Here is a 13,764-nt window from a genome sequence, read left to right as displayed (position 1 = left end):
TCCCGCCGACGGCGATCGCCACATGGCCCGGCCGGGCCGCCCCACGCGCGACGGGCCGCCGATCGTTCGCGGGCGTGAACTCGATCCGCGCGCATCACCGGGCCGAGCGGCTCGCCCGGCCGCCGGGAAGCTCCCAGCCGGCCTGGCCGCGCAGCGGGAAACCGGGTCCGGCGGTCCGGTTCGTCACGGCCGGAACGAGGTGAACATGTCCAGCAGCCCCTGCGGCGCACCCGCGCCGAAGCACAGTTCCAGACCGCGCGCCGACTCGGCGGCGGATTCCTCGCTGCGCGGGAACAGCGCCCGCTCGTACTCCGCCAGCGCGGCCTCGACGTCACCGGGGTGCGCGACCAGCGCCAGGCCCAGCTCGGCACCGTCCCGCATGGCGAGGTTCGCGCCCTCCCCGGCGAACGGGGACATCACGTGCGCCGCGTCGCCGAGCAGCGTGACCCCGGGCACCCGGTCCCAGCGGTGCCCGACCGGCAGCGCGTGGATGAGCCGCGGGACCAGCTCGCCGTCCGCGTTCCGCACGAGCGCGAGCAGGCTCTCGGCAAAGCCCTCGAACCGGTTCAGCAGCGCGGTTTTCCCGGCCTCGGAGTCGGTGAAGTCGATGCCGGACGTCCAGCTTTCGTCCGCCACCACCGCCACGTAGACGTGCAGGCTGCCGTCCGGTTCGCGGTGCGCGAGGAAGCCCCGCCCCTGGTCCAGCGCGAAGAACATGCCCCCGCCGACGACCGCCGCCTCGGCCGGGTGCCGGGTGTCGGCCTCGACCAGGTCCAGCTCCACGAACGAAACGCCGGTGTAGACCGGCTTGGCGTCTGAAAGCAGCGGGCGGACCCGCGACCAGGCGCCGTCCGCGCCGATCAGCACGTCGGTGGTGAAGGCGGTGCCGTCGGCCAGCGTCACCTCGTGCCGGCCGTCGCCGAGCGGCCGGGCGCCGGTGACCTTGGCTCCCCAGTGGACGGTGCCCTCGGGCAGGCTGGCGAGCAGCAAGTCGCGCAGCCGCCCGCGCTCGACCTCGGGCCGGCCGCCGTCGCCTTCGTCCTCTTCGGACATCCGGACGACGCCGTGCCGGTCGAGCACCCGCATGGCCTCGCCGCCGGGGTGGATGAGCTCGCGGAACTGCCGGTACAACCCGGCCGCGTGCAGCGCGAACTGACCGGAGTCCTCGTGGATGTCGAGCATGCCGCCCTGCGCCCGGGCGTCCGGCGAGGCGTCGAGGTCGTAGACGGCGGCTTCGATGCCGCCGTCGTGCAGCACCCGGGCGAGGGTCAGGCCGCCGAGTCCGGCGCCGACGATGGTGATGGTCATGGCTTCTCCTGGAGGTTCGTCTGGGGGTGCGTGGGTGTGGCGGCGATGCCGGACAACAGGACCCGCACCGACCACGCCATGCGCTCGCCCGGATCGCCCGAGGTGAGGTCGTCGCCGAGCGCGGCCAGCCGCGGGTGGGTTTCGGGCGAGACCGCCCGCACGGCGGAGCCGAGCGCGGCCCAGTCCTCTTCGGACTGGGCGACGACGTGCTCGGCCGCGGTGGCGGTCACGCGCTGCAGCAGCAGGTCGACGCCCCACGCGGCTTGACCGTCCGGAACCTCGCCCTCGGCCAGCAGCGCGAGCAGCGTTTCGGTCAGGTCCAGGTAGTGCCGGCCGCTGGGCCGGGCGACGAGCGCGGACTGCGCCAGCCCCGGGTAGCGGAACAGCACCTCGGCGTACGAGCCGAGCACCGCCGCCACCCGCTCGTCCCAGGTGCCCTCCGTGGTCAGGACGACCTCGCCGAGCAGCTCGTCGAGCACGGCCGCGTGCAGCTCGGCGGTGTTGCGGACGTAGACGTACAGCGAGGCGGCACCGGTGTCCAGCTCCTGCGCGAGCCGACGCATGGTGACTCGGTGCAGGCCCTCGGCCCGCACCACGCCGACCGCGACGGCCACGATGCCCGCCCTGGTCAGGGCCGGTTTTGCCGGACGTTCCCGGCGACTGCGCGGTGTGGTCATGGGCCAAGCTTAGCGAACATGTTCGTCAAGAACAAGTTCGGAACGAACATGTTCGTCGCCAGCGAGCCGAATCCGAGATAGGCGACCGGATCCGAACACCGCGCTCAACTCGAACGATTACCCAAAGTGAGAAGAAGCAGGGTTGATTCACCTATTCGTGGACTGCTCCTAGATCCACTTCTACCGCTAGTGTTGCCTGCAACCTGCTCCGCCTCGTGACATTCCCCCGACCAGGCGGCGGGCCAGGCCCCCTGGTTGGACCCCCTTCCGCGCCCAGGGGGCCGTCTCAACGCTCACCCCGGCCAGACACCCCGGCCAGACGCCCCAGCCGATGGCCCCGGACCCGAAGGCCCGGGGCGCGACCGCCGGGATCAGGACTCGAGCAGCGCCAGGATCTCCGCCGTGGTCCCGGTTTCGCCCAGGCGCGGGAACACCCGCTCGACGCTGTGACGGTGCCCCTCGGCGTCCAGGTCCGCCATCGCGTCGCTGGCCAGGGCCACGTGGTAGCCGTGGTCGTACGCCGCTCGGGCGGTGGCCTCGACGCCCATGCTGGTGGCGATGCCGCCCAGCACGATCTGCGTGACCCCGCGGCGGCGCAGGTGCAGGTCGAGGTCCGTGCCGTGGAAGGCGCCCACGTTGCGCTTGGTCACCACGAGGTCCTCGGGGTGGCCGGAGAGCTCGTCGACGATCCGGTCCCAGCCCTCGGGGCGGGTGCCGCCGCGGGACCGGCCCTCGGTGCGGCCGCCCGGCCAGTCGGAACCGTCGGCGGCCATCGTCACCCGGACGTGGACGACGGTCTGCCCGGCGGCGCGGAAGGCGTCCGCCAGCTCGGCCGCCCGCGAGATCACCTCCGGCCCGCTGTAGGGCTGCGTCGGCGCCGCGGCGACGCCGTTCTGCAGGTCGATCAGCACCAGCGCGGTGCGCTCGTCGATGGTCGAGACGGGCATTCGGTGTTCTCCTCGTCGGTAGGGGTGGGTGCCGGTCACTTCGCCGCGGCGGGCCGCAGCGTCCGGTCGAACAGGGTGACGGCCAGGAACAGCCCGCTGACCGCGAGCACGAACCAGGCGAGACTGTGCAGGCCGGCGGTGTCGGCCCGCGGGCCGAAGAAGCCGCCGGTGGCCGCGGACGCGACCATCGCGCCGAGGTACATGAAGGTGCGCAGCAGCCCGGAGGACGCGCCGATCCGCTCGGGATCCGCTTGGTGGTACACGGAGTTCTGCAACGCGAGGCTGTTGAGCCCCTGCGGCAGGCCGAGCACCACGGCCACGAGCACGAGCAGCCAGACCGAGCCGGCCCCGCCGAGGGTGAACAGCAGCGCGCAGGCCGCGATCTGCCCGGCGGCGCCGACGAGCAGCTTGCCGCGCAGCTCCCGGTACCGCCCGGTCAGCGCGGCGACCCCGATCCCGACCAGGAACACCGGCAGCAGCAGGAGACCGGCCCGGGAGGCGGACAGGCCACGGCCCTCTTCGAGCCACTGGGTGTAGCCGTAGAGGAAGGCGTACGAGACGACGTAGGCGAGCAGGCTGCGGACGTAGGTGAGCAGCAGCGGGAGGTTCCCGCCCAGCACGCGCAGGTCGAGGAACGGGTCCGTGGTGCGCAGTTCCCGCACGGCGAAGCCCGCGCCCGCCCCGAGCGCGATCACCGGCAGGTACCAGTGCGCGGCGTTCGGGTTCATCAGGAACAGCAGCAGCGAGACCAGCGTCGCGGCGAACAGGCCGATGCCGGGCAGGTCCAGCCGCACCGGACCGTCCGGGCGCTGGTGCCCACGCGGGAGGTACAGCCCGCCGAGGACCAGGCAGGCGGCCGAGAGCGGCAGGTTGACCGCGATCGTCGCGCGCCAGCCGCCCAGGCCGATCAGCAGTCCGCCGAGGGTGGGGCCGATCACCGCGACGGTCTGCGTGGTGATGGAGAGCAGGGTGAGCACACCGGCCGGGCGGTCGCGTCCGGTGCGCTCGGACTCACCGCGGATCAGCGACATCGCGGCCGGGTAGCCGGCGCAGGTGCCGAACCCGAGCAGCACCCGGGCGACGATCAGCACCGGCAGGTTCGGCGCGACCAGGCCGAGCACCCCCGCGACGCCCACCAGCGCGCCGCCGATCAGGAAGAGCCGCCGGGGCCCGTACAGGTCCACCAGCCGCCCGACCACCGGCTGGCCGATCGCGGTGGCCAGGTAGAGCGCGGAGACCAGCCACGCCGTCTGGGCCGGGGGCGCGCCGAGCGCCACCCCGATCGGCACCAGCGAGACGGCGATGATCGAGGAGTTGACCGGGTTCAGGATGGAACCCACGATCATCGGCGCGATCAGCCGGCGGTCGAAGGCTTCGGGGTCTTTCGGCCTGCGCCACCGGCTGGAGCGCCGGGTGGCATCGGGGGTCCGGGAGAGGCTTTTCACGGTGCGTCAAGCCTTTCGATCAGGGCCATGGCTTCGATGACCGTCCGGCGTTCCCGCTCGGACAGCCGTTCGTCGAGGGCGCGCACGAGCCATTGCTCACCGGCGCGGCGCTTCCCCTCGACGAACTCACGGCCGGTATCGCTGAGGGAGATGAGCTGGCGGCGCCCGTCGTCCGGATCGGGACGGCGCTGGGTGAAGCCGTGCTCGTCGAGGTGGGCGAGGGTGGCCGCCATGGACTGGGGACGCACGCGCTCGGCCGCGGCCAGCGCGCTCATCGACGCCGGGCCTTCCTTGCTCAGGCGGCTCAACACCGAGATCTGCGACGGGGTCAGCCCCTGGTTGTCGGAAGCGTCCTTCAGCCGCCGCCGGATGCGGCTGAAGACCACGCGGATCTCCCGCGCGGCGTAGACGGCCGAATCCGTCGCGATGCCCTCGTCCATACCTTCAGAGTAAACTGATCAGTCTTAACTGTCCAGCTTCACCTGAAGAGATTTCCGGGTGACGTGGATCGCCCCGGTTCGCGGAACACGACGGGGCCTGGTGCGTTGTAAGGAGTGTCGGTGCGGAGGGGTCCCCGGGCCTCACCCCTCGCCCTCCCGGACCACCGGGTCCTCCCGGGCCGGGTCGCGCATTCCGCCGAGAGGCGACCCCCGCACCGATGCCAGTCCACCCGCCCCCGCCGCGGCCCTCCCCCCAGCCGCGCGGGGACGGGACCCCGTGCTCCTGCTCCCGCCCGCCGGACCCCCAGCCGGCCGCCACGGGAGCGGGAGCACCCCCTCCCCCGGTCCGCAGGCAACGGACCGGGGGTCCCCCGCCACCCGCCCCTGCGCGCCCCCTCCCCCGGCCGGCCGCGCGGGGCGGGCACCCGCTCCTGCTCCCGCCGCCGGACCCACTGCCGCGGCGGGAGCGGGGGCATCCTCGTTCCCGTCCACTGTGGATGGTGGCGCGGGAGCGGATGTTTCAGGGCAGGGTGGTTTCAGGGCAGGGTGCCTGCCCCGGCGGGTGTGGGTCTCGTTGAATTGCCACTCAGTGTCCGGCTCCGCCCGGCCCGAGCGCCGGTTCTCCGCGATCCGGGGTCCACGGCCACTCGCGCACGGTGCGGTCGGCCAGCGCCGATTCGTCCGACGCGCGGGGGGACTGCCCGTCCAGGGACCTCGCCTCCTCCCGGTGGGGCCTCAGCCGGCTCCGCTCCAAGGGGTGGCCGTCTGCAGCAGTCCCAGCATGCCCGAGACCAGCCGCATCTGCTCGACCGTGCGGATGGCCGCCTCCAGCAGGCGCGGGGAGCAGACCAGGACCGCGACCGACTGGGCGCGGGAGAGGGCGACGTTCAGGCGGTTGCGGGAGAGCAGGAAGTCCAGGCCCCGCGGGAGGTCGACCGCGGAGGAGGAGGTCATGGTGGTGATCACCACCGGGGCCTCCTGGCCCTGGAACCGGTCCACGGTGCCCACCCGCACGTCGCCGAAGCCCGCATCCGACAGGTGCCTGGTGACCACGCGGGCCTGGAGGTTGTACGGGGCCACCACGAGGAAGTCCGCGTCCGTCAGCGCGCGGCCCTGCCAGGTCCGGCCGTGCAGCGAGGCCACGACCGCCACCACCTCGGCGGCCTCCTCGACCGAACGGGTGGTGTTGCCGTGGTGGTCGACCGACGCCAGGTACAAGCCCGAGGCGAAGCCCTCCACCGAGCGCGAAGCCGACGGGTGGGAGTGCAGCAGCCCCGCGTACGAAAGCCGCGAGACCGGTTCGCACACGGCCGGGTGCATGCGGCGCGTCTGGTCGAGGAAGTAGCCCAGGTGCGGCGGCATGATGTCCGCCTCGCCGATCAGGTGCCCGAGCGCCGACGCCTCGGCCCCGGCCGGGTGGGTGCCCTGCACGACCTGCGGCAACTGCTGCGGATCACCCAGCAGAACCACGTTCTTCGCGCACGTCGACACGGCCAGCGCGTCCGCGAGCGCGAACTGTCCCGCCTCGTCGATCACCAGCACGTCGAACGGCTCCTCGCGCACCGCGGCGTTCGCGAAGGTCCACGCCGTGCCGCCCACGAGGTGGCCGTTGTCGTGCTCTTCGCGCCACTTCACCAACGCCGGATTGGACTTCGGCTGCTCCCACGGCAGCTTCGGGTCCGGTGTGCGCTTCGCGCGTTTCGCGGCGGGCAGGCCGGCGTTGCCCAGCGCGGCCGCCAGCACGTTCTCCACGGCCTTGTGGCTGGTCGAGGTCACGCCCACGGTCCGGCCCGCCCGCACCAGGTGCGCGATCAGCCGGCCCGCCAGGTAGGTCTTGCCCGCGCCCGGCGGACCCTGCACCGCGAGCACCGAACCGTCGAGCGCGTCGACGGCCTCGATCACGGTCGCGACCAGGTCCTCGCCCGGCTCGGGCAGCGAAGCGCCGCCACGCAGCCTGGGCGAAGAGCGTCGCAGCAGGTCGAGGCCCGGGTGCGCGGGCAGCACCGGCAGCGCGTCCACGACCAGCCGCGCCAGCTCGGCCACCGCCTCGTCCTTCGGCGACGGGCGCACCGGGCTGCCCGGGAGCACCGCCGCGGGCCGGCCCGGCGACGTCGCGTCCGGCGCGCTGCTCTCCTCCAAGATCAGCTCGACCGCCGAGGCGGCGACCACCTTCGCGTCCCTGGCCGCCGCGCCGTACCGCAGCCGCACGTCGTCGCCCGGCGCGAACGGGTGCGGCCGGTCCGGGTCGCACGCGAGCACCAGCGTCCGCTTCGCCGTGCGCAGGCGGCCGGTCGGCGGCACCCACTCGCCGACGCTCATCGAAACCGGCACCGCACAGGTGGTGTCCACCTCGAGGTCGCCCAGCGGCGCCGCGAGCTGGCGGAAGAACTCCCACCACGCCGGGTTGGTCTCACGCCGGTGGTAGCCGACGGACGCGGCGAGCAGCGCGCGGGCGTGGTCGTCCGGCGTGAACTCGGCCGGATCGTCGGGCAGCCCTTCGACCAGCGGGTCGACCAGCGCCGCCATCGCGGCCGCGCGCTCGGCCCGGCGCTGAGCAGCGACATCCTCTTCGGACGTCCGAAGTAGAACGTCCTCTTCGGACTCGATTGGGGGCGCGACCGGTTCGATGCCCGCCTCTTCGCGGACCTGGTGCAGGAACTCCCGCAGCCGCAGGGTGGAGACGCAGTCGTACTCGTTGTAGTCGCCGATGCCGTGCAGCACCTCTTCGGCGCGCTCGGTCTCGCCGGCGTGCGAGAGCGTGAGGTACTCCTCGTACGCTTCGATGCTGGACACGGCCGTCTTCACGTCGCCTTCGCGCGCGGCGGGCATGTACAACGGCTCCAGGTACTTGATGGAGTACGACCGCTGCCCGACCCGCAAAGCCTTGCGCACCACGGCGTACAGGTCCACCATCGCGCCACTGCGCACCAGCTCGTCCACGGCCTCCTCGCGGGTGCCGTGCACCGCCGCGAGCCGCTTCACGGCCGTCACCTCATACGGCGCGTAGTGGTAGACGTGTGCTTCGGGGTACTCCGCCAGCCGCGCCGTCGCGAAGTCCACGAAGTCTTCGAACGCCCGCTTCTCCTGGGCGCGCGAGTGCGCCCAGAACGGCGTGAAGCGCTGCCCGCCCTCGTCGGTGGTGACAGCGCCGAAGAGGTACTCCAGCCCGCTGCCCGCCAGCGCGTACGGGTCGCCCTCCATGTCGAAGAAGATGTCGCCCGGGCTCGGAGCCGGCAGCTCGGCGAGCGCGTCCGAGCCGATCACCTCGTAGGCGAGTTCGCCGGTTTCGTCCTGGCGCACCTGGATCGCCGCCTGGGCGCGCAGCGTGGCGAAGGTGGTGACGGACATGTCACGCGGCCGGTCCTCCGGTTCGGCGGCGGCCAGCGAATCGATCGTGCCGAGCCCGGCCGTCGCCAGCTTGCGGCGCTGCTCGCTACGCATACCGGCCACCAGCGACAGGTCGCGGTCGGCTTCGCGCGCTGAAGCGCAGTGCTCGGCGTAACCGCAGGTGCTGCACGCGGGGCGTTCGTCGGCCCACAGCTTCTCGGGCAGCTTCGGAGGACGAGAGCGCAGACGCGAGCGAAGCCGATCGAGGAGCGGAAGGAAGTCGTCGACGCGAAGGGTGCGCGTGGTGCCGTCGCCGAGGAGGAGGTGCATGTCCGGACCGGACGGCCAGCCGCCGCGTCGCAGGGCATCGGCATACGCGGCCAACTGCACGACCGCGGCCGGCTTCGCGTGACGGGCGAGCTTGGTGTCGTAGACCTCGTAGCGGCCTTCCTCGTCGCGCAGCAGGAAGTCGGCGCGGCCGGTGAACTCCTCGTCGTGGAAGACCGCCTGGTAGACCACGGGCACCCCGGCTCGCAACGCCTCCGCGGTGGCCTTCGCCGCCACCACCGGGTCACGTTCCTCGATCTCGACGACCTGGGTCCGCTCGCCGCGCAGCCGGCCGAGCGTGGCCGCCTCGTGCGCGCGGCCGTGCTTGACGGCCAGCCGGTCCGGCCCCGAACCGGGCCGCGGCGCCCCGGGCAGCCCGGCCGCCAGGGCCTGGGTGAGCACGCTCCGGTGCTCGCATTCGAGCAGGTCGGCGAGATCGGAGGGCGTGTACATCGCCGCGAAGTCTGACACGGCCGTCCTCGGGGCCGGATCACCAGGAGGCCGACACGCCGAAGCTCGGCGGCCCAGATCAAGCGACCCGGCTCAAGCGGCCCGGTTCAGCGGCGCGGGGGCATCGCCACCACGTCGAAGTCGCGGGCCACGTGGATCTCGCCGTCGAAGAACTGCGCCGCCTCCTCGCCGAAGCGGTCGGCCTCCTCGTACGGGTAGCGCTGCGAGAAGTGCGTCAGCACCAGCTTGCGGACACCGGACTCCGAGGCCAGCCGGCCGGCGTCGGCCGCGGTGAGGTGGCCGTAGCGCTCGGCCAGCTCCACGTCGGCCGCGCGGAAGGTGGACTCGGCGACCAGCAGGTCCGCGTCACGGGCGCAGGCGTAGGCGCCGGGGCAGAGCCGGGTGTCCATGACGAACGCGAAGACCTGGCCCGGCCGCGGGTCGCTGACCTCGGCGAGCGAGACCGTGCGCCCGTCCACCGTGAGTGCGCCCTCGCGCTGGAGCCGGGCGACGTCCGGGCCGCGCACCCCGGCCGCGGCCAGCGCTTCGGGGCGCATGCGGACGCCGTCGGGCTCGGTGAAGCGGTAGCCGTAGCAGTCGATGCGGTGGTCGAGGGCGTACGCCGAGAGCGCTCCGTCGAGCGGGCCGTCGCCGGTGACCGGCAGTTCGGTCAGCTCCGCGGTCTCGTGGAACGACGTCGAGTACCGCAGCCGGTCGAAGTACTCCTGGCCCGACGCCGGGTAGTGGCAGCGCACCGGGTGCGCCACGGCGTCCATCGAGAGCCGCTGGACCACCCCGGCCAGGCCGAGGCTGTGGTCCCCGTGGAAGTGGGTGACGCAGACCCGGGTCAGCGAGTTCGCCGACACCCCGGCGTGGGTCATCTGCCGCTGGGTGCCCTCGCCGGGGTCGAAGAGCACCCCCTCGGCGTCGAACCGCAGGAGGTAGCCGTTGTGGTTGCGGTGCCGGGTCGGCGCCTGGCTGGCCGACCCGAGCACCACGAGCTCGCGCCGTGACATCCCGGCATTCTTCCCCGGACCCGCCCGGGACCGCCAGCGAACTGATCTTCGAGACCGGGAAAGCCGCCCGGACCACATTCCGGGCGGCTTTCCCGATCATCACGGCGAGACGATTGCGAACGGATAGCTATAGCGAGTACCCGGCTATTTTTGTTAAATCCGCGCGAAAACTTCCTGAATACCGAGTGCTTCCCGATACGCGGGCGCGGCTTCGGCCATCCGGGCCGCCAGTCCCGGGCCGACGGGCTCGCCGGTGCGCGCCCAGACGCGGCTGCTCTCGTACCAGTGGTCCCGCGTGAGCAGGGAGTACTGGTGCTCGCTCAGCCACGCCAGCGCGGCGCGGGTGCGGGCCCGGTGCTCGCCGAGCCGCAGGTCCGCCGTGGGAATCGGCAGGCCGAGGCCCTCGCAGACCGCCGTGACCAGGGTGCGCATCCGCACCGGGCGCGGATCGGCCAGGTGGAACACCTCGCCCGGCCGGCCCCGCCCCGGGTCCAGCGCGAACGCCGCGAAGACCCGGGCCAGGTCTTCGACCGCGACCACCGACGTGCGCGCCAGCCCGCCGTCGGCCCACGCCGGCACCGCGCGCAGCCACCGCACCAGCGTGGGGACCACGTGCCGGTCGCCCGCGCCGTAGACCAGGTGCGGGCGCAGCACGACCCCGCCCGCGGCCCGGACCAGCCGCTCGGCGGCCAGCCGGCTTCGGCTGGTGGCCGAAGCCGGGTCCGTGACCAGCGCCGATCGGCCCGGACCGGCGTCCCCGGGCCGCCGCACGGACTCGGCGGCGCCCCGGTGGTCACCGTCGCGGTACACCGCGCACGTGCTCAGGTACAGCGAGTGCCGCACCCCGGCCCGACGGGCCTCGGCCAGCAGATCGCGGGTGCCGTCCTCGTTGACGGCGGTGCCCTGCCGCGCGTCCCCGCCGATGTGCGAGGCCAGGTGGACCACGGTGCTGATCCCGGAGCAGGCCCCGGCGAGACCGGCCGCGTCGGTGAGGTCGCCGCGCCACTCGGCCACGCCCGCCTCGGTCATCCACGCCGGGGCCGGGCGCCGGGCGAGCACGCGCAGCCGCGGCCCGGCCCCGCGCCGGACCAGCTCGCGCACCACGGCCGCGCCGATGAACCCGCTCGCGCCCGTGACCAGGATGTCCGTCGGTCCGACCGCCCCCAGCCCGGTCGTCATGACCAGCGCATCCCGAGGGTCGCGACGGCGCTCTCGGTGCCGTTCTGCCGGAACCGCACGCGCATCGCCCGCGCGCCGTCCGAGGCCACCTCGCCCGCTTCGACCCGGATCAGGCAATCGGCGTCGAACTCCACGTACGCCGCGAAGTCGATCTCCGCGCGCAGCGGCAGCGCGTGCGGGTCACCGCATTCGAGCAGACACGCCTGCCGCGCGGCCTCGAGCAGCACCATGCCCGGCACGTGGTCCACCGCGTGGTCGAACAGCACCGGGTGGTCCGGGTCGAACTGCAGGGCGCAGACCCCCGGTTCCGCGGTCCGGGCCAGCAGCACGTCGCCGGACCGGTCGCGGCCGACCAGCGCCGGGGCGACGGTCGGCCGCACGGCGGCCTGGAACGGCGTCGCGGCGAAGTGCTCGCCCCGCACCCGGCGGTAGACGGCCGAGGAGATCCAGCGCCCGCTCTCCGACCCGGTCCCGACCAGCCGGCCGCCCCGGTAGCAGTCGAAGTCGAGCCGCATGCCGCCGCTGCCGCCGCGGTACTTCACGTCGTGCGCGCCGACCTCCAGGACCACGTCCACCGGGCGGCCGGTCGTGCCCAGCCCGGCCGGGTCGAGCGCGTAGGTCTTGCGGTCGGACAGGAAGCTGTGCCCGAACGGGACCCCGTACGAGCGGTGGGCGATCAGCAGCCCGGCCTGCCGGCAGGTCTCCGCGAAGAGCATCGGATCGTGCGCAGTCGGTGTGCACGGGCCGAAGAAGCTGTGCCGGCCCGGCCACTGGGCGCCGACCTCGAAGCGGTCCTCCCCGAGGATGTTGAGATCGGTGACGAACACCTCCGAGACGGCCGCGCGGTGCACCAGGCTCCGCGGGATCGTCTGTTGGAAATCCACCGACCACTTCAGCGGCTTGTCGGTTTCGGTGCCGATTCCGGTGCACGACCGGAGCGCAGGATTGATCAATGTGCCGACCATGTCGGTCCTCCCAGAAAGCTTTCCCCAGTAATCCCCAGTTCCCCCTCTCAATTTCTAGCGGAATCGGCCGCGCAAAACCATACCTACCTACCGGTTTTTTTCTCTGGCTCTTCACCGCCCGGCGACGTAGACTGGGCCGTCGACGCCGGAGGACGGGGCATCCCGGCCCGGACCCGGCCACTCGGAGAACGGGGGGAGCGCGACGTGGCTCGCCAGGAACGTGCGGAGCAGACGCGCAAGGCCATCCTCGAAGCCGCGGCCTCGAGGTTCGACGCGGTCGGCTTCCTCGGCGCGAGCCTGTCGGACATCCTGGCCGAGGCCGGGGTGACCAAGGGGGCGCTGTACTTCCACTTCAAGTCCAAAGAGGACTTGGCCGACGCGCTGGTGCAGGAGCAGTTCTCCGTGCTGGACCCGTCGTCGGCCCTGCAGTCCCCCGGGCTGCAGACGGTGATCGACTGGTCCCGCGACATGGCGGCCGGGCTGCAGTCGGACGTGCGCGTGCGGGCCAGCATCCGGCTCGTGATCGAGCAGGGCTCGTTCGTCACCCCGGCCAGCAGCGCCTACAAGCAGTGGATCGACATGGCGCACGGCTGCCTGCTCGCCGCCCAGTCCACCGGCGACCTGCGCAAGGAGCTCAACGCGCACGACCTGGCCCAGCTGCTGGTGGCCTCGTTCACCGGGATCCAGCTCAGCTCCGAGGTGCTGACCGGCCGGGCCGACCTGCCCGAGCGCGTCGCCTTCATGTGGAGCACGCTGCTCCCGGCCATCGTGCCGCCGCGGCGGCTGCACAAGTTCGTCCCCACGGGCGGTTCCGCCGCCTGAGGCGGGGTTTTCAGCCGGTCCGGCCGCGGACCGGCGAAGCCGGGGCGAGCCGTCCCGGGTCGATCAGGCGCCACAGCTCGCCCAGGGTGCGGCCCAGGTCGACCTCCGCGCCGATCGTGCCGCCGGCGACCACCGACTCCAGGCCCACGCAGGTCACCAGCACCAGCAGGGCGGTGGTGTCGAGCGGGACGTCCGCGGTGAGCTCGCCGGCCGCCCGCGCGTCGGCCAGGTACCGGCGGACCTGCGCGAACCAGGCCCGCGAGAAGGCCGCGAACCGCTCGTCCTTCGAGCCCATCTCCCGGGCCAGGCGGAAACTGGCACCGACGGTCGGATCGTGCTCGAGCCAGCCCATCAGCTCCCGGCCCAGCCCGGCGAGCCGGTGCAGCGCGGGCATCGAGGCGGACCGCTGGTCGACGTAGTCGCGCAGCACGGCCACGGCGGCTTCCTGCACCTCGTCGCAGACCTCGTCCTTGGAGGAGAAGTGGAAGTACAGGCCGCCCTTGGTGACGCCGGCCTCGCGCGAGATGTCCACCATGCTGGTGGCGGCGTAGCCGTCCCGGTGCAGCAGCACGGCCGCGGCGTCCAGCAACAGGAGCCGGGTCTGCTCCGCACGCGCCTGCTTCGCCACCGTCGTCCTCATCTCTTCGAGCCGGCCGTTCGGGGCGCACCCCTACCGGCCGGTTCACCCAGGATTACATACCAACCGCCCGGTTTACAAGGGGAAGATCGGCGGATAGACCCCCCGACCAGCCGATCGGCGCCGTTCCCGGTTAAACAGACCGACCTCCCGGTTTTGTATTGAAAACCGACCTCCCGGTTTGATACCCTCCGACGGTGGGACCAGTCATCGGGCCGGTGAGT

At 72.9% G+C, this 13,764-nt stretch carries 11 protein-coding genes; 1 reads left to right on the top strand and 10 read right to left on the bottom strand.

The genetic code is table 11. The features are described 5' to 3' along the window. Positions 1–183: 183 nt before the first annotated feature. The 9 genes from NYF13_RS13365 to NYF13_RS13325 form a co-directional block, all read right to left on the bottom strand. Positions 184–1,308 carry an NAD(P)/FAD-dependent oxidoreductase gene (locus NYF13_RS13365; RefSeq protein WP_315656654.1) on the bottom strand — a complete coding sequence of 375 codons (1,125 nt, stop codon included), beginning with the start codon at positions 1,306–1,308 and terminating at the stop codon, positions 184–186. Beyond that, positions 1,305–1,985, bottom strand: a complete 681-nt coding sequence (locus NYF13_RS13360) for a TetR/AcrR family transcriptional regulator (protein ID WP_315656653.1) — start codon at positions 1,983–1,985, stop codon at positions 1,305–1,307. Before NYF13_RS13360 ends, NYF13_RS13365 begins: the two co-directional genes overlap by 4 nt. A 371-nt stretch (positions 1,986–2,356) precedes the next feature. After that, positions 2,357–2,932, bottom strand: coding sequence for an isochorismatase family protein (locus NYF13_RS13355; protein ID WP_315656652.1), 576 nt, complete (start codon positions 2,930–2,932; stop codon positions 2,357–2,359). A gap of 35 nt (positions 2,933–2,967) precedes the next feature. Beyond that, positions 2,968–4,278: an MFS transporter gene (locus NYF13_RS13350; RefSeq protein WP_315656651.1), complete on the bottom strand. Its 1,311-nt coding sequence runs from the start codon at positions 4,276–4,278 to the stop codon at positions 2,968–2,970. Positions 4,279–4,373: 95 nt separating this feature from the next. Further along, positions 4,374–4,817: a MarR family transcriptional regulator gene (locus NYF13_RS13345; protein WP_315656650.1), complete on the bottom strand. Its 444-nt coding sequence runs from the start codon at positions 4,815–4,817 to the stop codon at positions 4,374–4,376. Positions 4,818–5,552: 735 nt separating this feature from the next. After that, complete coding sequence (locus tag NYF13_RS13340; RefSeq protein WP_315657333.1) at positions 5,553–8,924, bottom strand: TM0106 family RecB-like putative nuclease; 3,372 nt, start codon at positions 8,922–8,924, stop codon at positions 5,553–5,555. 104 nt (positions 8,925–9,028) lie between these two features. Continuing rightward, entirely contained in the window at positions 9,029–9,937 is a 909-nt protein-coding gene (locus NYF13_RS13335; protein WP_315656649.1) for a ribonuclease Z, read from the bottom strand. A gap of 153 nt (positions 9,938–10,090) precedes the next feature. Then, entirely contained in the window at positions 10,091–11,116 is a 1,026-nt protein-coding gene (locus tag NYF13_RS13330; protein ID WP_315656647.1) for an NAD-dependent epimerase/dehydratase family protein, read from the bottom strand. Further along, complete coding sequence (locus NYF13_RS13325; RefSeq protein WP_315656645.1) at positions 11,113–12,000, bottom strand: ScbA/BarX family gamma-butyrolactone biosynthesis protein; 888 nt, start codon at positions 11,998–12,000, stop codon at positions 11,113–11,115. The genes NYF13_RS13330 and NYF13_RS13325 overlap by 4 nt, the downstream gene beginning before the upstream one ends. Before the next feature lie 285 nt (positions 12,001–12,285). Here NYF13_RS13325 and NYF13_RS13320 point away from each other — a divergent pair, with 285 nt between their 5' ends. After that, the gene (locus NYF13_RS13320; RefSeq protein WP_315656644.1) at positions 12,286–12,903 is read left to right on the top strand and encodes a ScbR family autoregulator-binding transcription factor; all 618 of its coding nucleotides are present in this window, start codon (positions 12,286–12,288) and stop codon (positions 12,901–12,903) included. A 10-nt stretch (positions 12,904–12,913) separates the two neighbouring features. On the opposite strand, the gene NYF13_RS13315 is transcribed toward NYF13_RS13320, so the two are convergent. Continuing rightward, positions 12,914–13,543 (bottom strand): ScbR family autoregulator-binding transcription factor, encoded by a 630-nt coding sequence (locus NYF13_RS13315; RefSeq protein ID WP_315656642.1) that lies wholly within the window; start codon positions 13,541–13,543, stop codon positions 12,914–12,916. Between the last annotated feature and the right edge of the window lie 221 nt (positions 13,544–13,764).

Origin of the sequence: Amycolatopsis sp. PS_44_ISF1 (assembly GCF_032335455.1) — a bacterium.
In the GTDB taxonomy this organism is placed as follows: Bacteria; Actinomycetota; Actinomycetes; order Mycobacteriales; family Pseudonocardiaceae; genus Amycolatopsis.
Note: the sequence above shows the minus strand (reverse complement) of the source record. Positions and strands in the feature narration are given on the sequence as shown.